Origin of the sequence: Saccharothrix sp. HUAS TT1, assembly GCF_040744945.1 — a bacterium.
In the GTDB taxonomy this organism is placed as follows: Bacteria; Actinomycetota; Actinomycetes; order Mycobacteriales; family Pseudonocardiaceae; genus Actinosynnema.
On the sequence record NZ_CP160453.1, the window covers coordinates 6,214,335 to 6,234,691 of the forward strand.

The 20,357-nt window shown below is 73.7% G+C and carries 17 protein-coding genes; 13 read left to right on the forward strand and 4 right to left on the reverse strand.

The window, feature by feature from the left end:
- Positions 1-119 precede the first annotated feature (119 nt).
- From AB0F89_RS27915 to AB0F89_RS27935, 5 genes are all read left to right on the forward strand, one after another.
- Positions 120-1,013: a sigma-70 family RNA polymerase sigma factor gene (locus tag AB0F89_RS27915; RefSeq protein WP_367128588.1), complete on the forward strand. Its 894-nt coding sequence runs from the start codon at positions 120-122 to the stop codon at positions 1,011-1,013.
- A gap of 104 nt (positions 1,014-1,117) precedes the next feature.
- The gene (locus AB0F89_RS27920; RefSeq protein WP_367128589.1) at positions 1,118-2,506 is read left to right on the forward strand and encodes a glycosyl hydrolase family 18 protein; all 1,389 of its coding nucleotides are present in this window, start codon (positions 1,118-1,120) and stop codon (positions 2,504-2,506) included.
- A gap of 87 nt (positions 2,507-2,593) precedes the next feature.
- On the forward strand, positions 2,594-3,538 hold the full coding sequence (locus AB0F89_RS27925) for a DNA polymerase domain-containing protein (RefSeq protein WP_367128590.1): 945 nt from the start codon (positions 2,594-2,596) through the stop codon (positions 3,536-3,538).
- A gap of 165 nt (positions 3,539-3,703) precedes the next feature.
- A complete protein-coding gene (locus tag AB0F89_RS27930) occupies positions 3,704-4,978 on the forward strand; it encodes a M28 family metallopeptidase (protein WP_367128591.1) in 1,275 nt (424 codons plus the stop codon).
- Positions 4,979-5,107: 129 nt separating this feature from the next.
- Positions 5,108-5,401, forward strand: a complete 294-nt coding sequence (locus AB0F89_RS27935; RefSeq protein WP_367128592.1) for a hypothetical protein — start codon at positions 5,108-5,110, stop codon at positions 5,399-5,401.
- A 53-nt stretch (positions 5,402-5,454) separates the two neighbouring features.
- Here AB0F89_RS27935 and AB0F89_RS27940 read toward each other — a convergent pair whose 3' ends face one another.
- Positions 5,455-5,865 carry a VOC family protein gene (locus AB0F89_RS27940; RefSeq protein WP_367128593.1) on the reverse strand — a complete coding sequence of 137 codons (411 nt, stop codon included), beginning with the start codon at positions 5,863-5,865 and terminating at the stop codon, positions 5,455-5,457.
- A 116-nt stretch (positions 5,866-5,981) separates the two neighbouring features.
- Here AB0F89_RS27940 and AB0F89_RS27945 point away from each other — a divergent pair, with 116 nt between their 5' ends.
- From AB0F89_RS27945 to AB0F89_RS27965, 5 genes are all read left to right on the forward strand, one after another.
- Entirely contained in the window at positions 5,982-6,680 is a 699-nt protein-coding gene (locus tag AB0F89_RS27945; RefSeq protein ID WP_367128594.1) for a TetR/AcrR family transcriptional regulator, read from the forward strand.
- Positions 6,681-6,769: 89 nt separating this feature from the next.
- The gene (locus AB0F89_RS27950) at positions 6,770-7,315 is read left to right on the forward strand and encodes a PadR family transcriptional regulator (protein ID WP_367128595.1); all 546 of its coding nucleotides are present in this window, start codon (positions 6,770-6,772) and stop codon (positions 7,313-7,315) included.
- A complete protein-coding gene (locus AB0F89_RS27955; protein ID WP_367128596.1) occupies positions 7,312-9,327 on the forward strand; it encodes an FAD-dependent oxidoreductase in 2,016 nt (671 codons plus the stop codon). The genes AB0F89_RS27950 and AB0F89_RS27955 overlap by 4 nt, the downstream gene beginning before the upstream one ends.
- 13 nt (positions 9,328-9,340) lie before the next feature.
- Positions 9,341-9,727 (forward strand): nuclear transport factor 2 family protein, encoded by a 387-nt coding sequence (locus tag AB0F89_RS27960; RefSeq protein ID WP_367128597.1) that lies wholly within the window; start codon positions 9,341-9,343, stop codon positions 9,725-9,727.
- A 22-nt stretch (positions 9,728-9,749) separates the two neighbouring features.
- Positions 9,750-10,352, forward strand: coding sequence for an HD domain-containing protein (locus tag AB0F89_RS27965; RefSeq protein WP_367128598.1), 603 nt, complete (start codon positions 9,750-9,752; stop codon positions 10,350-10,352).
- Positions 10,353-10,373: 21 nt separating this feature from the next.
- Here the strand turns inward: AB0F89_RS27965 and AB0F89_RS27970 are convergent, their stop codons facing one another.
- Positions 10,374-13,526 (reverse strand): S8 family serine peptidase, encoded by a 3,153-nt coding sequence (locus AB0F89_RS27970; protein WP_367128599.1) that lies wholly within the window; start codon positions 13,524-13,526, stop codon positions 10,374-10,376.
- Positions 13,527-13,753: 227 nt separating this feature from the next.
- Between AB0F89_RS27970 and AB0F89_RS27975 the strand changes: the two genes are divergently transcribed.
- Entirely contained in the window at positions 13,754-14,887 is a 1,134-nt protein-coding gene (locus AB0F89_RS27975) for a hypothetical protein (RefSeq protein WP_367128600.1), read from the forward strand.
- 39 nt (positions 14,888-14,926) lie between these two features.
- Here AB0F89_RS27975 and AB0F89_RS27980 read toward each other — a convergent pair whose 3' ends face one another.
- Positions 14,927-17,461: a DUF4118 domain-containing protein gene (locus tag AB0F89_RS27980; RefSeq protein ID WP_367128601.1), complete on the reverse strand. Its 2,535-nt coding sequence runs from the start codon at positions 17,459-17,461 to the stop codon at positions 14,927-14,929.
- A 190-nt stretch (positions 17,462-17,651) separates the two neighbouring features.
- On the opposite strand from AB0F89_RS27980, the gene AB0F89_RS27985 reads away from it, so the two are divergent.
- Together AB0F89_RS27985 and AB0F89_RS27990 are read left to right on the forward strand one after the other, a co-directional pair.
- A complete protein-coding gene (locus AB0F89_RS27985) occupies positions 17,652-19,334 on the forward strand; it encodes a PHP domain-containing protein (protein WP_367128602.1) in 1,683 nt (560 codons plus the stop codon).
- On the forward strand, positions 19,334-19,873 hold the full coding sequence (locus AB0F89_RS27990; protein WP_367128603.1) for a hypothetical protein: 540 nt from the start codon (positions 19,334-19,336) through the stop codon (positions 19,871-19,873). Before AB0F89_RS27985 ends, AB0F89_RS27990 begins: the two co-directional genes overlap by 1 nt.
- Here the strand turns inward: AB0F89_RS27990 and AB0F89_RS27995 are convergent.
- Positions 19,793-20,239, reverse strand: coding sequence for a DUF6010 family protein (locus AB0F89_RS27995; RefSeq protein WP_367128604.1), 447 nt, complete (start codon positions 20,237-20,239; stop codon positions 19,793-19,795). The genes AB0F89_RS27990 and AB0F89_RS27995 overlap by 81 nt on opposite strands.
- Between the last annotated feature and the right edge of the window lie 118 nt (positions 20,240-20,357).

Here is a 20,357-nt window from a genome sequence, read left to right on the forward strand (position 1 = left end):
CCGGTCTCCGGCGGCGGCCGTGACTGGTACCTGACTACCAGGCCACCGGCCGGTAGTCGAGGTGACCGGTCACCTTTTCGGCGCCCGGTTCGTCCAGGGTGCGGAGGGAAGGGGTGCCGATGGGCGACCAACTGGCGAACCGGTTCGAGGCGCACCGCACGCGCCTGCGCGCGGTCGCCCACCGGATGCTGGGATCGCTCCCGGAGGCCGAGGACGCGGTCCAGGAGACCTGGCTGCGGCTGTGCCGGGTCGACGCCGACGAGGTCGACAACCTCGCCGCCTGGCTGCACACCGTCGTTTCCCGGGTCTGCCTCGACGTCCTGCGCCACCGCCGAACCCGCCGCGAGGACGCCCTCGACCACGTCGCCGACCTGCCCGCCGACGACGACCCGGAGACCGAAGCCGTGCTGGCCGACTCGGTCGGGCGGGCGCTGCTCGTCGTCCTGGACGCCCTCGCCCCCGCCGAACGGGTGGCGTTCGTCCTGCACGACACCTTCGCCGTGCCGTTCGACCGGATCGCGCCGATCGTCGGCCGCAGCACCGCCACCACCAAGAAGCTCGCCAGCCGCGCCCGCCGCAAGGTCCGCGGCGTCCCGGCGCTGCCCGACGCCGAGCTCGCCCGGCACCGGCACGTCGTGGACGCGTTCCTCACCGCCGCCCGCCGGGGCGACTTCGCCGACCTGCTCGCCGTGCTCGACCCGGACGTCGTCCGCCGCGCCGACGCGACCGCCCTGCCGCCCGGCGTGGCAACCGAGGTCCGCGGCGCGCACGCCGTCGCCGCCGAGACCGCCGCCCTCACCGCCAACGCGCGCCACGCCGTACCGGCCCTCGTGGACGGACGCGTCGGCATCGTGGTCGCACCGCACGGCCGGCTGCGGCTCGTCCTCACCATCACCGTCCAGGGTGACCGCATCGCCGGGTACGAGGTCGTAGCCGACCCGGACCGGTTGTGCCGGTTCGCCATCGCGATCCCGGTCGACTTTTATCGTGACTTGAATCAAGTACGCCAGTAAGGTCGGCCCCGGCTGCCACCACACCCTGACCGCGACCGCGCGGGTCCGCCGCCACCCGTGCGCGAACGACGCCAGGGCGCACTCCCCGCGAAAGGACCACGTCCATGCAGTCCCCTGCCCGACCCCGGCGCGCGACCTCCCGGTGGGGCGCCGCGGGCCTCGCCCTCGCCACGGCGGCGGCCGGACTCGCGGTCGCCGTCGCGACCGCTCCGGCCGCACAGGCCACCGTCCTGCCCAACGGCTTCAAGAGCGTCGGCTACCTGCCGTCCTGGGCGGGCAACGTGAACGCCGTCCAGTACAGCAAGCTCACGCACATCAACTACGCGTTCGCCCTGCCCAACGCCAACGGGACGCTCCAGGCCATCCCCGACCCCGGCAAGCTCTCGTCGCTGGTCACGCTCGCCCACAACAACGGCGTGCGCGTCTCGCTCGCCATCGGCGGCTGGAACGACGGCAACGACTCGGCGTTCGAGGCCCTGGCCGCCAACTCCGGCAGCCGCACCACCTTCGTCAACAGCGTCGTCAGCGTCGTCAACCAGTACAACCTCGACGGCGTCGACATGGACTGGGAGTACCCAGACCCGGGCGCCTCGGCGAACAACTTCACCGCCCTCATGGGACAGCTCAGCACCGCCATGCACAGCCGAGGCAAGCTCCTCACCGCGGCCGTCGTCTCCGGCGGCGGCACCGCGGAAGGCGTCCAGACCGCGGTGTTCGGCCAGGTCGACTGGCTCAACATCATGGCCTACGACGGCGGCAGCCCGCACGCCAACTACGACTGGTCCATCGCCAGCGCCAACTACTGGAAGTCCCGCGGCCTGCCCGCCGCCAAGACCGTGCTGGGCGTGCCGTTCTACAGCCGGCCCAACTACCTCACCTACTCGCAACTGGTCGCCATGGACCCGGCCAACGCCAACCGCGACTGCGCCACCGTCAACGGCGCGCAGCAGTGCTACAACGGCATCCCCACGATCAAGCGCAAGACCCAGTGGGCGATGGCCAACGCGGGCGGCATCATGAACTGGGAGCTGTCGCAGGACACCAGCGGCAGCACCTCCCTGGTCAGCGCCATCTACGACACCGCCACGGGCGGCACCACCCCGCCGGGCCGCACCGGCGCCATCACCGGCATCGCGGGCAAGTGCGTCGACGTCGCCAGTGCCTCGTCGGCCAACGGCGCCGCCGTGCAGCTGTGGACGTGCAACGGCACCAACGCGCAGAGCTGGACCGTCTCCGGTGACGGCTCGCTGCGCGCCCTCGGCAAGTGCATGGACGTGTCGGCCGCCGGCACCGCCAACGGCACGGTCGTCCAGCTGTGGGACTGCAACGGGACCGGCGCGCAGAAGTGGCAGGCCGCGGCTGACGGCACGCTGCGCAACCCGGCCTCCGGCCGCTGCCTGGACGCCACCGGCCCCAGCTCGGCCGACGGCACCCGGCTCCAGATCTGGGACTGCTTCGCCGCCACCAACCAGGTGTGGCGACTCCCGGCCTGAGCCCGCTCCGACGACCGCGGCCCGCTCCCCCGCGGAGCGGGCCGTGTCGTGCTTGCCCGACGCCCGGTCAACCGCAAGGGTGGTGCGATGGGTGAAGAGCGTGACGGGGTGGCGTTGACCAACCTCGACCAGCCGCTGTTCGACGGCGCCGACGCGACCAAGGGCGACCTGGTCGACTACCTCGACGCGGTGGCGGACCGGATCGTCCCCGGACTGGCCGGGCGACCGCTGTCGGTCGTGCGGATCCGGCCGGGGCAGGAGGCGTTCACGCAGAAGAACCTGCCCAAGTACACGCCGCCCTGGGTGCCGTCGGTGACGTTGTGGGCGGAGACGTCCAAGCGCGAGATCCGGTACGCGGTGTGCGAGGACCGGCGCACGCTGCTGTGGTTCGCCAACCAGCGCGCGGTGGAGTACCACGTCACGCTCGCGCCCGCCGGCGCGTTCGACCGGCCCACGCACCTGGTGCTCGACCTCGACCCGCCGGAGGGCGCGGGGTTCGATGTGGTCGTGGCGGCGGCGAAGCTCGTCCGGCGGGCGTTGGCCGACGACGGGCTGACCGGCGTGGTGAAGACCAGCGGTTCGAAGGGCGTGCACGTGTTCGTGCCGGTGGAGGGCGTCGACGACGACGTGGCCGCCGCGACCCGGGCGCTGGCGGCGCGGGCCGAGCGGCTGGACCCGGGGATCGCGACCACGGCTTTCATCAAGGACGACCGGCACGGCAAGGTGTTCCTCGACTCGACGCGCGCGTACGGCGCGACCGTCGCCGCCGCGTACAGCCCCCGCATCAGGCCGGGCGCGACGGTGTCGTTCCCGGTGGCCTGGGACGACCTGGACGACGTGACGCCCGCCGACTTCACCGTGCGGACCGCCGCCGCGCTGCTCGGCGGCGAGGACCCGTGGCACTCGCGGATGCCCGCGCCGCAGAAGCTGCCGGACGACCTGGTCGCCGAGGGCCACACGATCCCGGTGGCCCGCGTCCAGGCCATGCACGAGGGCAAGCGGCGGGCTCGCGCCCAGCGCGCCGGACAGTGATTTTCGGCCTGCACTGAAGTCATCGAGCGGACAGAATTGTCCGCTCTGCGTCCGAACGTGCCACGACGAAAGTCGCTACCGCGGTGGTGGCGCAGCACGCACGCTCGTGCGTGGCTTTCCCAACACCCTGCGGAGGCAGCCATGTCCTTGCGAAGGACGACCCCTGTGGCGAGCGCCCTGTTGCTCGCCACGGCCCTGCTGAGCCCACCCGTCGCCACTGCGGCGCCGGTGGGCGCCTTGGCCGTGCCGGACATCTCCCTGGCCAACGTCCAGGCGCACCTGAACGACTTCCAGACCATCGCCAACAACAACGGGGGCAACCGGGCGCACGGCAGACCCGGCTACCTCGCCTCGATCAACCACGTGAAGGCGAAGCTCGACGCCGCCGGGTACCAGACGTCGGTGCAGCAGTTCACCCAGAGCGGCGCGACCGGGTACAACCTGATCGCGGACTGGCCCGGCGGCGACCCGAACGACGTGCTGATGCTCGGCGGCCACCTGGACAGCGTGAGCTCCGGTCCGGGCATCAACGACAACGGCACCGGCTCGGCCGGCCTGCTGGAGATCGCGCTGACCGCGGCCCGGCAGGGCTTCGCGCCGCAGAAGCACGTCCGGTTCGGCTGGTGGGGCGCCGAAGAGCTCGGCCTGGTCGGCTCCACCTACTACGTCAACAACCTGCCGTCGACCGAGCGGTCGCGGATCAAGGCGTACCTGAACTTCGACATGATCGGCTCGCCGAACCCGGGGTACTTCGTCTACAGCGCCTCCGGCCAGCCGACCGGGTCGCTGCAGCTGCAGCAGACGCTCCAGGCCGGGTTCACCGTGCCGACCGAGCTGACGTCGGTCGGCGGCCGGTCCGACCACGCCGCGTTCGCGCGAGCGGGCATCCCCGTCGGCGGCCTGTTCACCGGCGCCGAGGTGACCAAGACGTCGGCGCAGGCGCAGAAGTGGGGCGGCACGGCCGGCGTCGCGTTCGACCGCTGCTACCACCGGTCCTGCGACACGACGGCGAACATCGACGCCACCGCGCTGGACCGCAACAGCGATGCCATCGCCTACGCCCTGTGGACGCTGGCCGGCACGGGGACCAACCCGCCCGGACCGCGGTTCGAGAACCAGACCGACGTGAACATCCCCGACCTGACCACGGTCGAGAGCCCGATCACGGTGTCCGGGGTGAGCGGCAACGCGCCGGCCGCGCTGGCGGTGGGCGTGGACATCACCCACACCTACCGGGGCGACCTGGTGATCGACGTGGTGGCGCCGGACGGCACGGCGTTCCGGGTGAAGAACTCGGGCAACGACAGCGCGGACAACGTCGTGACGACCTACACGGTGAACGCCTCGGGCGAGGTGGCGAACGGCACGTGGAAGCTGCGCGTGCGGGACGTCGCGTCGGCCGACGTCGGCCGGATCAACGGCTGGTCGCTGCAGTTCTGAGCGTGGTCGTCGCGGTTCCGAGCGATAGGTTCGGCCCTGAAGCACTCGCGCGACGTCGGAGGTGATCACGGTGCACCCGGTCCATTGACAGCCCCAGCCCGGGGCGTCACGGAGCCGAAAGGTGACCGCGTGAGCAGGACCGACAAGACCCGACCCTGGTGGGCGCGACTGGCCGACACGCCGATGGCGACCTGCGTGCCGGTGCACGACCACCGGTTCGGGCCGTGCACGCTGCCCGCCGAGGTCTCGCCGGGGAGCGCGACCCCCGGCAGCGGGTGCCGCTGGGGTTGCGCCGCCGACCACCTGGTCTGGCGCGACACCAAGGCGGGCATCCGGGAGTGGCGCCGCTTCCAGCGCGAGGAGCGCCGCCGCGACCGCCACCGGGCGCGCCGCGAGCTGCGCGCCCACCGCGGCGAGGAGTGAGGCGGAGGGGCCGGTGATCAGCCGGCCCCTCCCCGTCCGGCCCCCGAGCGGGCTCAGCCCTGCGTCGCGGCCTCGTCCATCCAGAACACGTTCCACACGTGGCCGTCGAGGTCTTCGAAGCTGCGGCCGTACATGAAGCCGTGGTCCTCCGGCTCCTTGACGAACCCGGCGCCCGCGGCCAGCGCCTTGTCCGCCAGCTCGTCCACCTGCTCGCGGTTGTCCAGGGCCAGCGACACGATCGCCTCCGTGGTCGAGCGGGAGTCGGCGATCTCCTTGGTGGTGAACGTCTTGAAGAACGGCTCGGTGACCAGCATCGCGTAGATGCTGTCGCTGAACACGACGCACGACGCGTTCTCGTCGGTGAACCGCGGGTCGTGCGCGAAGCCCAGGGCGGCGAAGAACTCGATCGCCTTGGTCAGGTCGGTCACCGGCAGGTTGACGAAGATCTTCACGGTAGCCCCCACGGGAAGAGCGGACACTCCTGTGTCCTCCGGATACTTCAGTGTCCGATGGACACGAGGTGTACGATAGACACAGATCGACAACGGGGGCAACCCCCGATCCCGGAAGTGGTGAGCGGATGGCGAGCGAGGACCAGGGCGCGGACCTGCTGTGGGGTTCGCGGGACAAACCCGCCCGGCCGCCGCGGCTCGCGCTCACGGTCGACCGGATCGCCGCCGCGGCGATCGAGGTGGCCGACGCGGAGGGCCTGGCGTCGGTGTCGATGCAGCAGGTCGCGGCCAGGCTGGACGTCACGAAGATGGCGCTCTACCGGCACGTGGCGAGCAAGGCGGAACTGGTCGCGGTGATGGTCGAGTCGGCCGTCGGCGAGCCGCCTGACCTGCGCGCGGCGCCGGGCGGTTGGCGACCGAGGCTGATCAGGTGGTCGGACCTGATGCGCGGGACGTGGCGGCGCCACCCGTGGCTGCCCGCCGCGACCGCGGGCGAGCGGATGACCGGGCCGCGCGAGGTCGGGTGGACCGAGTCCGCGGTGGCGGCGCTGGAGGGCACCGGGCTGGACGGCGGCGAGCGGATGGACGCGGTGTTCCTGCTCAGCGGCCACATCCGCAACACGCAGTCGGCGGCGACAGCGGGCACGCAGCCGTGGACGGCGGAGAAGCACCTGCGCTCGATCCTGCACGAGCACCGCGAGCGGTTCCCGGCGCTGCACGAGGCGGCGCGGTCGACCAACGGCGCGTCGCGCGACAACGGCTGGGACTTCGGCCTCAACCGGATCCTGGACGGGCTGGAGGTGCTGATCAGCGCGCGGAAGGGCTGACCGGCGAGGTCCGGTTCGCCCCCCGAGACCGACTAGCCGCCTATGCAACTAGTTGCACTGCACCGCGTTGCACAGCTACGGTTCCGGTCATGGCGTTGGAGCACGCGATCCTGGTGTCGCTGGACGAGCGCTCGGGCTCGGGCTACGAGCTGGCCCGGCGCTTCGAGAAGTCCATCGGCTTCTTCTGGGCCGCCACCCACCAGCAGATCTACCGCACCCTCAAGCGGATGGTCGACCTCGGCTGGGTGTCGTGCCACGAGGTCGCCCAGGACGGCCGGCCGGACAAGAAGGTCTACGAGGTCGCCGACCCGGGCCGGGACGAGCTGGCCCGCTGGCTGGCCTCCCCCAGCGAGCCGGAGACCGTCCGGCACGAGCTGTCGGTGAAGGTCCGCGGCGCGTCGCTGGGCGACCAGGGCGCGCTGGTCGGCGAGATCGCCCGGCACCGGGACCGGCACGCCGAACGCCTCGACGTCTACCTCGCCCTGGAGGAGAAGGACTTCTCCGACCCGTCGGCCCTGTCCGGCAGGCGACTGCACCAGTACCTGGTCCTGCGCGGCGGCATCCGGGCCGAGCAGGCGCTGGTCGAGTGGTGCGACGAGGTACTGGCCGCCATGCGAGAGGACGACCGGCGATGACGGGGTACCCCCACCTGCTCCAGCCCCTGGACCTGGGTTTCACGACCCTGCGCAACCGGGTGCTGATGGGGTCGATGCACACCGGCAACGAGGACCGCGCGAAGGACTTCGACGCGCTCGCCGCCTACTTCGCCGAACGGGCGCGCGGCGGCGTCGGCCTCATGGTCACCGGCGGCTTCTCCCCCAACCGGGCGGGCTCGCTCTACCCGTTCGCGTCCAAGCTCACCACGCGTCGCGAGGCCCGCAACCACCGGGTGATCACCCAGGCGGTGCACGAGCACGACGGCAAGATCGCCCTCCAGCTGCTGCACGCCGGCCGGTACGGCTACCACCCGTTCACCGTGTCCGCGTCCGCCCTGAAGTCGCCGATCAGCAAGTTCCGGCCACGGGCGCTGTCCGACCGGGGCGTGCGCGCGCAGGTCGACGCGTTCGCCCGCGCCACCGCGCTGGCCCGCGAGGCCGGTTACGACGGCGTCGAGATCATGGGCTCCGAGGGCTACTTCATCAACCAGTTCCTCGCGCCGCGCACCAACGAGCGGACCGACCGCTGGGGCGGCAGCGCCGAGAACCGCAGGCGCGTCGCGGTCGAGGTCGTGCGCCGCTGCCGGGAGGCGGCCGGCCCGGACTTCGTCCTGATCTACCGGCTGTCGATGATCGACCTGGTCGCGGACGGCCAGACCTGGGACGAGGTGGTCGCGCTCGGCCAGGAGGTCGAGGCGGCCGGGGCGACGATCATCAACACCGGCATCGGCTGGCACGAGGCGCGGGTGCCGACGATCGTCACCTCGGTGCCGCGCGCGGCGTTCACTGACGTCACCGCGAAGTTCCGCCCGCACGTCGGCATCCCGGTGATCACCTCGAACCGGATCAACATGCCGCAGGTGGCCGAGGAGGTGCTGGCCCGCGGCGACGCCGACATGGTGTCCATGGCGCGGCCGTTCCTGGCCGACCCGGACTGGGTGCGCAAGGCCGAGACCGGCCGCGCCGACGAGATCAACACGTGCATCGCGTGCAACCAGGCGTGCCTGGACCACACGTTCTCGCTGAAGAAGGCGTCCTGCATGGTCAACCCGCGCGCGGGCAACGAGACCACGCTGACGCTGCTGCCCACCCGCCGGGTGAAGCGGGTGGCGGTGGTCGGCGCGGGTCCGGCGGGCCTGGCGGCGGCGACCGCGCTGGCCGAGCGCGGGCACGCGGTGGAGCTGTTCGAGGCCGACGACGACATCGGCGGCCAGTTCGCCATCGCCCGGCGCATCCCCGGCAAGGAGGAGTTCGCCGAGACGATCCGGTACTACCGGCGGCGGATCGAGCTGACCGGTGTCGAGCTGCGCCTGGGCAGGCGGGTCACCGCGGCCGACGTGGCCGGCTTCGACGAGGTGGTGATCGCCACCGGCGTCGCCCCGCGGGTGCCCGCCATCCCCGGCGTGGAGCGCGCCTTGTCCTATGTGGACGTCGTCCGGCACGGCGCGCCGGTCGGCGACCGGGTCGCGGTGATCGGCGCGGGCGGCATCGGGGTGGACGTGACCGAGTTCCTGACCCACGCCTCCTCCCCCGCCCTGGACGTGGCCGAGTGGCGGGCCGAGTGGGGTGTCGCCGACCCCGAGCAGGTGCGCGGCGGCGTGGTCGACCCGAAGCCCGCCGCGCCCGCGCGGCAGGTTTACCTGTTGCAGCGCAAGGAGTCCCGGATCGGCAAAGGGCTGGGCAAGACGACCGGCTGGGTGCACCGGGCGGCGCTGGCGGCCAAGGGCGTCGAGCAGCTGACCGGGGTGAACTACGAGCGGATCGACGACGCGGGCCTGCACATCTCGTTCGGCCCGCGGCGCGAACGACCGAGGGTGCTGGACGTGGACACGGTGGTGGTGTGCGCGGGCCAGGAGTCCGTGCGCGACCTCGTGGACGCGCTCACCGCCCGCGGTGTCGTCACGCACGTCATCGGCGGCGCGGACGTCGCCGCCGAACTGGACGCCAAGCGCGCCATCGACCAGGGCACGCGACTCGCGGCCACGATCTGACCAGGAGGCAGGGTTGAACGCGGCACTCGATTTCCAGGCGGCCGTCGAAGCGGGCGACATCGTCGGCGCGACGAGGTTCTTCGCCGACGACATCACGTTGCACAGCCCGGTGCGGTTCAAGCCGTTCGAGGGGATCGACGCGGTGCGGGCGCTGTTCGCCGTGCTGCAGCGGACCTTCGAGGACTTCCGGTACGTCGGCCGGTACGACGGGCCGGGCGGTCACGTCCTGCACTTCCGGACGGTGGTGAACGGCAAGCAGGTCGAGGGCGTCGACCTGCTCGAACTGGACGCGGCCGGCCGGATCGGCGCGTTGACCGTGATGATCCGGCCGCAGTCGGCGCTGACGGTCGTCGGCGAGGCGATCTGGGCGGGTCTGGTCGAGGACGGCGCGGTGTCGTGACCTGAGGGCTAGGCTCGCCGCCGTGGACTTCCTCTTCACCCGGCCCGACTCCAAGGCCGCCGCCGCGGCCCTGGAGGTGTGCCACGAGTACGCCGAGCCGTGGCTGCTGAACCACTCGTTGCGCGCCTACTCGTGGGCCGTCGCGCACGCGTCCGCGGCGGACATCGCGCACGACGGCGAGCTGCTGTACGTGGCCGCGCTGCTGCACGACCTCGCGCTGACCTCGGCGTTCGACAACCACGAGCTGCCGTTCGAGGTGGCGGGCGGGCACGTGGCGTGGGTGTTCGCGGCCGGCGCGGGGTGGGGCCGGGTGCGGCGGGACCGGTTGGCCGAGGTCATCGTGCTGCACATGCGCGACGACGTGCCCGCCGACGACGACCCGGAGAGCCACCTGCTGCAGGTCGCGGTCAGCGCCGACGTGTCCGGGCGCGGGTTGGACCGGTTCGCCGACGACGTCAGGGACGCCGTCGTGACCAGGTTCCCCCGGCTGGGGTTCGCGGACGCCTTCCTGGCCAGGGCGGCGGACCAGGCCGAGCGCAAGCCCGACTGCGCCGTCGCCGGGCTGGTGCGCGACGGCTGGCCGCGGCGGGTGTCGGCCAACCCGCTGGACGCGCCCGGCCGGTGATCGGGCGCGCCCGGCGGGACGTCACCTCAGCGCGTACGCCCTGGTGATCGTCTGGTCGACCGAGTTGCCCGCCGCGTCGCGCGCCTGCGCCCGGAGCGACGCGAACCGGGCGCCGGCCGGGTGGACGACCGCCGCCAGCCAGCGCGCGCCCACCTTCAGCAGCGGCACGGGCCGCCACGTCGCGCCGTCGTCGAACGAGACCTGCACGGCGGGCTCGGCCACGCCCTCGGCGCCGGCGACGCCGTTGCGCTGCACGTAGACCGGGAACGCGAACGGACGCCCGGCCGCCGCCGCGTTCCGGTCGTCCAGCGACGGCGCGAACCGCACCGCGAGCAGCGGCAGGGCCGCCGGGTCCTCGCCGTCGACGTGCTCCGAGGTGAACTCCCAGTCCGCGACCACCCTGGTGGACAGGTCGGACACACCCGCCCGGTCGGCCCGCGCGTGCAGCCGGTACCTGCCCTCGGACGCGGGCACGTCGGCCGCCACGCGCCCCGCCACTCGGGACTCGCCGAGCAGCACGCCGTCGCGGTGCAGCGTGGTCCGGGCCTCCACCGTCGCGGAGGACCCGTGGTGGTTCGGGTCCTGGTCGGTGAACAGCGGGACGGACGCGCCGATCCGGTCGCCTGCGCGCTGGGCCCACTCGTGCGGGCGCGAGGTGAGCGGGAACGCCGGACCGAACACGGCGGCGTTCCACTTCTCGCTGACCGGCCGCCCCTGCCGGAAACCACGCGGCCGGGCCGTGTCCTGGTAGGTCTCCGCCGGGTACGCCTGGGGGTCCGCCAGCTGCGCGAACCCGCCGTGCCAGAGGGCGTCCGGGGTGAAGAACTGCGTGACCCGCAACGGCAGCGGACCGCCGACCACCTGGTCGTGGAACCCGGCCTTGCCCGCCGCCGCGGCGGCCGTCACCGAGTGGACCTTCGCCAGGTCGCGGTCGGCGAAGGCGCGGTCCAGGTGCTCCGGCACGCCGCCGTCGTGCGTCCACGAGACGTTGTACTGGTAGGGGCTGCCGACGAACGTGCCGTTGCCGTCCGGTTCGGCGAGCCGCGCGGACGCCGTGAAGCTCGCCGCGCCGGGCGCGGACGTCTTCGACGGCACGAACAGGAAGCCGTCGACGCCCGACGCGATGATGCCGTTGCCGGTGTCGCCCCACGACGTCCGGCGCTCGAAGAACATCTCGGCCCGGCCCACCCGGGCGGTCGGGCGCGGCACCCGCATCGCCAGCGGCTCGCCGTCGCGGGCGTCGAGCACCACCTCCGTCGCTCCGGTCACGGTGAAGCTCGGCTCCAGGAACTGGGTGATCTGCCCGGTGTCGGCGGTCTGGACCCACGCGTCGAGGTAGAACACGCCCCTGGGCAGCCGGATGACGAGGGTGCCGGACGGGTCGTGCCGCAGGTGCGCCCGCTGCCGCTCGACCTCGACGAACCGGAAGAAGTACTCCGGCGTCTGCCTGCCCCCGTGGTCGAGGAACGTCAGCCGCACGTCGTGGCTCTCGGCCTCCTTGGTGAAGCCGACGGGCGTGCGGGTGGACGTGCCGCCACCGGTCGCGACGACCGCGCCGCCGTAGGTGCCGTCGGGCGCGTCCACTGTGGTGTCGGCGGTGACGACGACCGCCGCCGAACCACCCGCCGGGACGGTGACCGACGGCGGTGAGACCGTGACCATGCCCGCAGGTGCGGCGTTGCCGCCCGGGTCGCGCACGTCGGTGGTGAACTCCAGGGTGATCGGCGTCGCGCCCGCGTTGCGGTAGGTCACCTCCCGCACGATCGGCGCGTCGTCGTGGTGCGGCCACGTCGTCGCGCCCAGGCTCAGCGACGCGGGCGACGCCGTCACCGGCTGCGTGACGGCGCGGGCCACGTCGACCCGACCCGCGCCCTGCTCGTACACGGTCAGCGCCGCGTTGGGCTCGGCGCTGCCCATCAGCGCGCTCTTGAGCCGGTCGGCGGTCCAGTCGGGGTGCTGCGCGGCGAGGATGGCCGCCGCGCCGGCCACGTGCGGGGTGGCCATGGAGGTGCCGGAGAGCGCGAGGTGCCGGTCGCCGACCGGCGTGCCGATCGTGGCGTTCCCGGCGCGGGCCGCCACGACGTCGACGCCCGGCGCGGTGATGTCCGGCTTGATCGCGTCGTCCGACCAGCGCGGGCCGCGCGAGGAGAACGCGGCCAGCCGGTCGGAGCGGTCCACCGCGCCGACGGTCAGCGCCAGGTCGGCCGCGGCCGGGCTGCCGATGGTCCGGTCGCCCGGCCCGCTGTTGCCCGCCGCCACGACGAACAGCGCGCCGCTCCGCTCGGTGAGCCGGTCGACCGCCTGCGACATGGGGTCGGCGCCGTCGGTCGGGAACGCGCTGCCCAGGCTCAGGTTGACCACGTCGGCCCCCGCCGAGACGGCCCACTCCATGCCGGCGACGATGTCAGACTCGCGGCCGCCGCCGTTGTCGCCGAGCACCTTGCCGTTGAGCACCACGCTGTCCGGCGCGACGCCCTGGTACGCGCCCGCGCCGGTGATGGTGGCGGCGATGTGCGTGCCGTGGCCGACCAGGTCGTCGGCGCTGTCGCTGTCGCTGAAGTTCCTGGCCTCCACCACGGCCCCGGCGAGGTCCGGGTGGCCGGCGTCGACGCCGGTGTCCAGCACGGCGACCCTGGCGCCCGCCCCGGTGTGGCCCGCCTGCCACGCCCGCGGCGCGCCGATCTGCGGCACGCTGCGGTCCAGGGTCGCCCGCACCGGGCCGTCCAGCCACACCCGGTCCACGCCGGCGGCCCGCGCGCCCGGCCAGAACGCGGCGCCCTTGGCCGCCTCCACGGCGAACCCGCCGATGCTCGGCAACGGCTGCCCGCCCGCGACCGCCGGGCCGGTCGACGTGACGATCAGCGGCGTGACCGGCGTCGACAGGTCGTCGTACCCGGCCCGGACCAGGCCGGTGACGTCGAACAGGCGACCGTCCAGCAGCCCGGACCGGACCGCTGCCGCCGCGTCGGCGGGCACCACGTGCAGGTCGCCGTGCTCGTCGCGGTGCTGGAGGAACCGCACGTCCTCGCGCCCGCGACCCGGCCGCACGTCCGCCCGGCCGGCGCGGAGCCGGACCTGGTCACCGGTCACCAGGGTGACCACGCCCTCGGGTTCCGCCGGGCCACGACCGGCGGTCGGCGCGGCGGTGAGTAAAGCCGTTGCTCTGCGGGACATCGCTCCCCCTGGGTCACCGTGGCGGCGCCTCGCCGCCGTTTCCCTAGGTCACTAGGACACCACAGAGAGCAACCCCCTTGGCCTGAGCAACCGCGCACGGCCGTTCGGATGCCCCGTCTCGGGTGGTCGACGGCTTCCCCTGATTCCACTGTCCGGCCGACGCCGGGGCCGGGCGGCCGACGCTACCGTTCGAATCGATTCAGCGGACATCTCGCAATGGAGCGATCATGCCCAAGTTACGCACGCCCGCGGCCGTCGTCGCGCTGGCCGTGGCCCTGCCGCTGGTGACCGCCCCCGGTGCGCGGGCGCACGCGCTGATCACCGAGTTGCCGGGCCTGCCCGGCTACCCCACCCACCGCACCGTCGCGGTCAACGACCTGGGGCAGGTCATCGGCGTGACGTCCGGCAACGGCGCGCCGCACACCGTGCAGTGGGCCCGCGGCGGCGGACCGGCCACCGACCTCGGCGTCGGCACGCCGGTCGGGCTCAACCAGATCGGCCAGGTGCTGATCCAGCGGGCCACCAGCGGTTCCGGGCCCTACGTCCAGCAACCGCGGATCTGGCACGCGGGCGAGGTCACCGACATCTCGCCCAGCGGCGGGTGGGTGATCGCCTCGGGGATCAACGCCGAGGGGTCGGTGCCGATGACGACCTCCTCGTCGTCGTCGGGCTACCACCAGGAGCGCGCCGTGGTGTGGGAGGACGGAGGGAACGTCACGCTGCCGATCTCCGGGCCGCACGTGTGGTTGAGCGCGATCAACGACGCCGGGGTCGTCGCGGGCTCGAAGGCGCCCATGTTCAGCGGTGACACGTACGCGTTCCGCTGCCCGGACGCGACGAGGTGCGAGCCGCTGGCCGCCGCGCCCGGCACCAGCGCGTACTCGGTCGAGGCGATCAACGAGGCCGGTGTGGTCGTCGGCAACCGGGACACCCTGGCGCTGCGCTGGGAGGGCTCCGGCGTCACCGTGCTGGCCGAGGCCGGTCGGGTGGCCAACGGCCCGCAGGCGCTCAACGAGCGCGGCGACGTCGTCGGCTGGACGGGGCAGATCGCGAACCGCCGGGCCGTGCTGTGGCCGGCCGGCGGCAAGCCGGTGGACCTGGGCGTGCCCGGTCCGTCCGAGGCGGTCGCGGTGAACGAGCGCGGCGACGTGGTCGGCTGGACGTCGGCGGGCAACCCCGACGCGCCGCGCGCGTTCCTGTGGCGCGACGGGAAGGTCACCTACCTCGGCTCGCTCGGCGGCGCGCACAGCCTGCCGGTGGCGTTGAACGACCGGGGCACCATCGTCGGCGAGAGCACCACCGCCGACGGCACGCTCAAGGCCGTGCGGTGGGACCTGGGCACCACGTCGCCGAGGCGGTGAGCGCGGGCGGGTGGCCGGCCGCGCGGGCCGGCCACCCGGTCAGGCCGTCGACGTGTCGGCGGTGGGCAGGGAGATGACGATCGTGAGGCCGCCGCCGGGCGTGTCCTCCGCCGTGATCGTGCCGCCCATGGCGTCCACGAAACCCTTCGCCACGCTCAACCCGAGACCCACCCCGGGAGTGGCCGCCCGGTCGCCCAGGCGTTGGAACGGCGCGAACACCACGTCCGCCGTGTTCTTCGGCAGGCCCTGCCCGTGGTCCACCACGCGCAGCTCGACCCGGTCGCCGTAGGCGCTGGCGCGGACCGCGACCTCCGGCTCGTCGGCCTTGATCCGGCCGTCGCCGTCCACGTCGACCAGCCGGCGCGGGTTGAGCCTGCCGTGCCGCAGCGCGTTGTCGACCACGTTGGCCACCACGCGTTCCAGCAGGCCGAGGTCGGCGAACACCGGCGGCAGGTGCTCGGCGACGTCCACGGACACCGTGCGGCGTTCGTCGATGCCCGCCATGGCCCGCGCCACCACCTCGTCGTACGTCACCGCGCGCAGCCGCGGCGCGACCGCGCCGGTGGCCAGCCGGGACGAGTCGAGCAGGTTGTCCACCAGTCCGGTCAGCCGGTCGGCGGACACCTCCGCGGTCTCCAGCAGCTCCGCGACGTCCTGCTCGGACAGCCGCAGGTCGGGATCGCGCAGGCTGCCTACCGCGGCCTTGATGGAGGTCAACGGGGTGCGCAGGTCGTGGCCCACCGCGGACAGCAGCGCGGTGCGCAGCTCGGTGGTGTCGGCGCGCCGCTGCGCCTCGGCCGTCTCGGCCGCCATCCGCTGCTGCCGCAACGCCATCAGCGCCTGGCCGGCCGCCGCCTCCAGCGCCCGCTGGTCGGCCGCGGGCAGCGTCCGGCCGCGCAGCGCCAGGTGCACGTCCGCGGTGACCGGCACGTCCACGTCCGCGTCGTCCGGTTCCGCGCACGGCCGCGGCCCGACGCACGCCACCCGCTCCCACTCGCCGTCGCGCCGCTCCAGCAGCGCCACCGACTCCAGCCCGAAGTTCTCCCGCACCTTCTCCAGCAGCCGGACCACCGGGAACGGGCTGGTCAGCACGGTGCGGGCGTAGGAGGCGAGCAGCGCGGCCTCGGTGCGGGCGTTCGCGCCCCGCTCGGCCAGCCGGGCCGCCCGGTCCACCACCAGCGCGACCAGCACCGCCACCAGCAGCATCGCCACCAGCGTGACCAGGTTCCCCGGCGAGGCCACCGCCAGGCTGTGGAACGGCGGGGTGAAGAAGAAGTTCAGCAGCCCGGCGCCGAGGAACGCCGCGGCCAGCGCCGGACCGTGGCCGCCGACCAGCGCGACCACCACCGTGGCCAGGAAGAACCCGACCAGGTCGGTGGAGAACGCCAGGCCGTCGGGCCACAGCAGGCCGACCCCGGTCACGGCGGCGGGCAGCAGCGCGGCCAGCGCCCAGCCCAGCCGCACGCGCGACCGGCGGTCGGGCGCGCCGCTCCACCGCCGCCGCGGACCGCGACGCGCCTCCTCGTGGGTGACCATGTGCACGTCGATCGGGCCGGACGCCTGGATCACCGCCGCGCCGATGCCCTCGTCGAACACCCGCGCCAGGCGCGACCGGCGGGACGTGCCCAGCACCAGCTGGGTGGCGTTCACGCCGCGGGCGAAGTCCAGCAACGCGGTCGGCACGTCGCCGCCGACCACGGTGTGGAACGTCGCGCCCACGTCCTCGGTGACCCGGCGGAACCCGGCCACCAGCCGCGGCGACGCGCCGACCGGGCCGTCGCCGCGCAGGATGTGCACCACCAGCAGCTCGGCGCCCGCGCGGGCGGCCACCCGGCGGGCCCGGCGGATCAGCGTCTCGCTCTCCGGGCCGCCGCTGATCGCCACCACGACCCGTTCCCTGGTCTCCCAGGTGTCGGTGATGCGCTGCTCGGAGCGGTAGCGCAGCAGCGCCACGTCGACCTGGTCGGCCACCCACAGCAGGGCCAGCTCGCGCAACGCGGTCAGGTTGCCGACCCGGAAGTAGTTGCCCAGGGCCGCGTCGATCTTGTGCGCGGCGTAGACGTTGCCGTGCGCGAGGCGGCGGCGCAGCGCCTCCGGGGTGATGTCGACCAGCTCCACCTGCTCGGCGCGCCGCACCACCTCGTCCGGCACGGTCTCGCGCTGGGCCACGCCGGTGATGCGCTCGACCACGTCGTTGAGCGATTCGAGGTGCTGGACGTTGACCGTGGACAGCACGTCGATGCCCGCGTCCAGCAGCTCCTCGACGTCCTGCCAGCGCTTGGCGTTGCGCGCGCCGGGCGCGTTGGCGCGCGCCAGGTCGTCCACGACCGCCACCTCGGGCGAGCGGGCGAGCAGCGCGTCGACGTCCAGCTCGGTGTCGGCGCGCGGCAGCCGCTCCAGGCCGTCCAGCAGGGCCGCGGTCCGCTCCCGGCCGTGCGTCTCGACCAGGCCGACCACCACGTCGGTGCCCCTGGCCCGCCTCCGCTGCGCCTCGCCGAGCACCGCGAACGTCTTGCCGACACCGGGCGCCGCGCCGAGGTAGATCCTCAGCTCGCCGCGCTTGCGCTTGCCCACGGCCCCAGTGTGCGCGCGCCCGTCGCGGCGCGGGACGCGACCCCGGTCCTTGACGCGGTCTTGACGGTCCCGGGACGTCCCGGCACGCCCCGATGTGTTCACCCGGAGTTCCGCTCGGCGCACCACCCGGCGCCGGGACGCGACCCGATACTTCGGCCTGCCGCCGTTCGGGCCAGGATCGGAGTCGTCCATGTCGCACGACCACACGCACGAGCACCACCACGAGGACGCGGAGGGCAGTTGGCGCGACGGCGAGGACGACCGGCCGCTGTCGGTGGCGCGCCGCCGGTTCCTGGCCGGGCTGGGCGCGGCCGGGGTGGCCACGACCCTGGGCGCCGTCCCGGCCCACGCGCACGACGACCGGCCGGCCACGCCGGTGAACCCGTGGCGCGGTCGCGGTCGCTGGTTCGCGGGCGACCACCACATCCACACCAAGTACTCCTCCGACGGCCAGTACGAGGTGGCGCAGCAGGTCGCCAAGGCGCGCGAGCACGGGCTGGACTGGGTCGTGATCACCGACCACGGCGGCGTGGCGCACGAGAAGTTCTCGGTCGACCAGGTCGCGCCGGACATCGAGCGGGCCCGCCGGTCGCACCGGGACGTGCTGGTCTACCAGGGCCTGGAGTGGAACATCCCGGGAGCCGAGCACGCCACCGTGTTCCTGCCGCCCGGCCGGTCCGCGGTGGACATCCTGCGCGCCTTCGAGGCGGCCTACGACGGCGGAATCCTGTCCACGCCGGTCGCGAGCGGCGGCAAGGGCCTGATCACCCGCTCGACCTCGGCCGACGGCGAGCCGCACGCGTTGGCGGCGCTGCGGTACCTGGAGGCGCAGGTGCTGTCCGGCCGCACCGAGATCGCGCTGATGTTCGCCAACCACCCGGCCCGGCGCGGGGTGGACAGCCCGCACGAGCTCCGCGGCTGGCGGGACGCGGCGCCGGAGGTCGCGGTGGGCATGGAGGGCGCGCCGGGCCACCAGGCGGCGGGCATCAGGACCGCCGACGGCGGTCGCGGCGGCGCGCGCGGTTACTACGACGGCTCGCCCAACCAGGACAGCTTCCCCGGCTTCGCGCCGACCGCCGCGGAGAACCCGTACCGCACCTACGGCGGGTTCGACTGGATGACCGCCAAGGTCGGCGGCCTGTGGGACTCGCTGCTGGCGGAGGGCAGACCGTGGTGGGTCACGGCCACCTCGGACGCGCACCAGGTGCACCAGGACACGGTCAAGCCCGGTGCGGGCGACCACAACGCGACCGGCAGCCGGGGCGCGCCCGTGGACACCGGCTCGCCGCAGGTCTACGGCGACTACTGGCCCGGCTACTACAGCTCCACGCTGGTCGGCGCCGACTCCAAGTCCTACGTGGACGTGATGCGCGGCATGCGGGGTGGCCGGATCGTCGCGGTGCACGGGCGGGTGATCGACGGGCTGAACGTTCGGGTGCGGTCGCTGGGTGAGGGCGACAACCGGGGCGTCACCGTCGGCGGTCGCACGTTCGTGCGGCGGGGTGACGACGTGGAGGTGGTGGTCGAGGTGGACCTGGCGCGGGGCGCGAACTTCGCCGGCGTGGTGCCGCGACTGGCGAAGGTGGACCTGATCGCCGGTCCGGTCACCGGCCCGGCGGCCGACCGGGACGCGTTCTCGGCGCCCGGGACGAGGGTGGTCGAGCAGTTCGAGGTGGCCCGCTCGGCGCGTGGCACGGTGCGGTTCACGCACACGTTCCGCGATGTGGGAGGTGCTTTCTACCTGCGGCTGCGTGGTTCGGACGGCAACCGGCTGACGGCGGAGGGCGGCCCGGTGATGGACGTCGTCGGCGACGCCGACCCGTGGTCGGACCTGTGGTTCTACGCGAACCCGGTGTTCGTGGACGTCATCTGATGCCGTGGTTCGGCGCCGTGCCCGCCCTTCCCGGCGAGCACGGCGCGGCGCACGTGGACGCGTTGCTGCTCGACGCGCTCGACGGGGTGGGCGCGGACTTCGTGTGCACGCACGTCGACCGCGTCGGTCCGGTCGCCGTCACCACCTTGTCGGCGCACGTGCCTCAGGCGCGGGTGGACGTGGCCGGGTTGTCGGAGGCGTTGGGCGGTTCGGTGGAGGCGCTGTCCGGAGCCGACACGCCCGCCGCGCGGGCGGCCAGGGCGGGCCGTGACCGCTCCGCTGGCCGGTGCGTCCGGTTCCCCGGCCAGTCGGCGCTCACCGGGACGCACCCGGTGGCGGAGGTGGTGGCCCGGTCGGCGGTCGACCGGGTGGTCGGCATCGGCGTCCCGGTCGCGCCGGGGGACCTGGTGGAGACGCTGGGCTTCCTGCGCCCGGTGTGCCGGGACGGCGAGCTGGTGCTACTCGTGGAGCCGGCCGTCGGCGGCGTGCTGCGCCCGGCGGAGGCGGAGAGCCCGCACGAGTGCTGCGGGGGTCATTGACCGCAGGCTCGGACCGCCCGCGAAGGCCCACAGGGCGATCACCGGGTCGCAGATCGCGCAGCCGAGCGACGAGTGCTCGGCGAACGGCACGATCGGGTTGCCGTGCAGGTGGTGCGCCACGTCGGCGGCCGTGTGCACGAGCCAGCCGATGCCGATGAACGTCCACGACCCCAGACCGCGGTAGGCGCAGCAGGTGATCACGGCGGTGATGGCGAACTCCCACGCGCCCAACCCGCCGCCGCTGAGGTAGGCCGCGCCCGCGCCGGCGACCATGATCGCGTTGAACGGTCGGCGGTGCCGGTCCGGGATGAAGGAGTTCACGAGCACGTACAGCACGCCGATGAGCAGCGCCGTGACCACGGTCATGGTTGGTCTTCCTCGTCGTCCCGGGGATTCGGTCGCCCTGGACGTTAAAGACGGCGGAGCCGGCGCGGCAGTGGCCGCAGTGCCACTTCCCGACGGGTTCTCGCCACCCCGCCGCCGC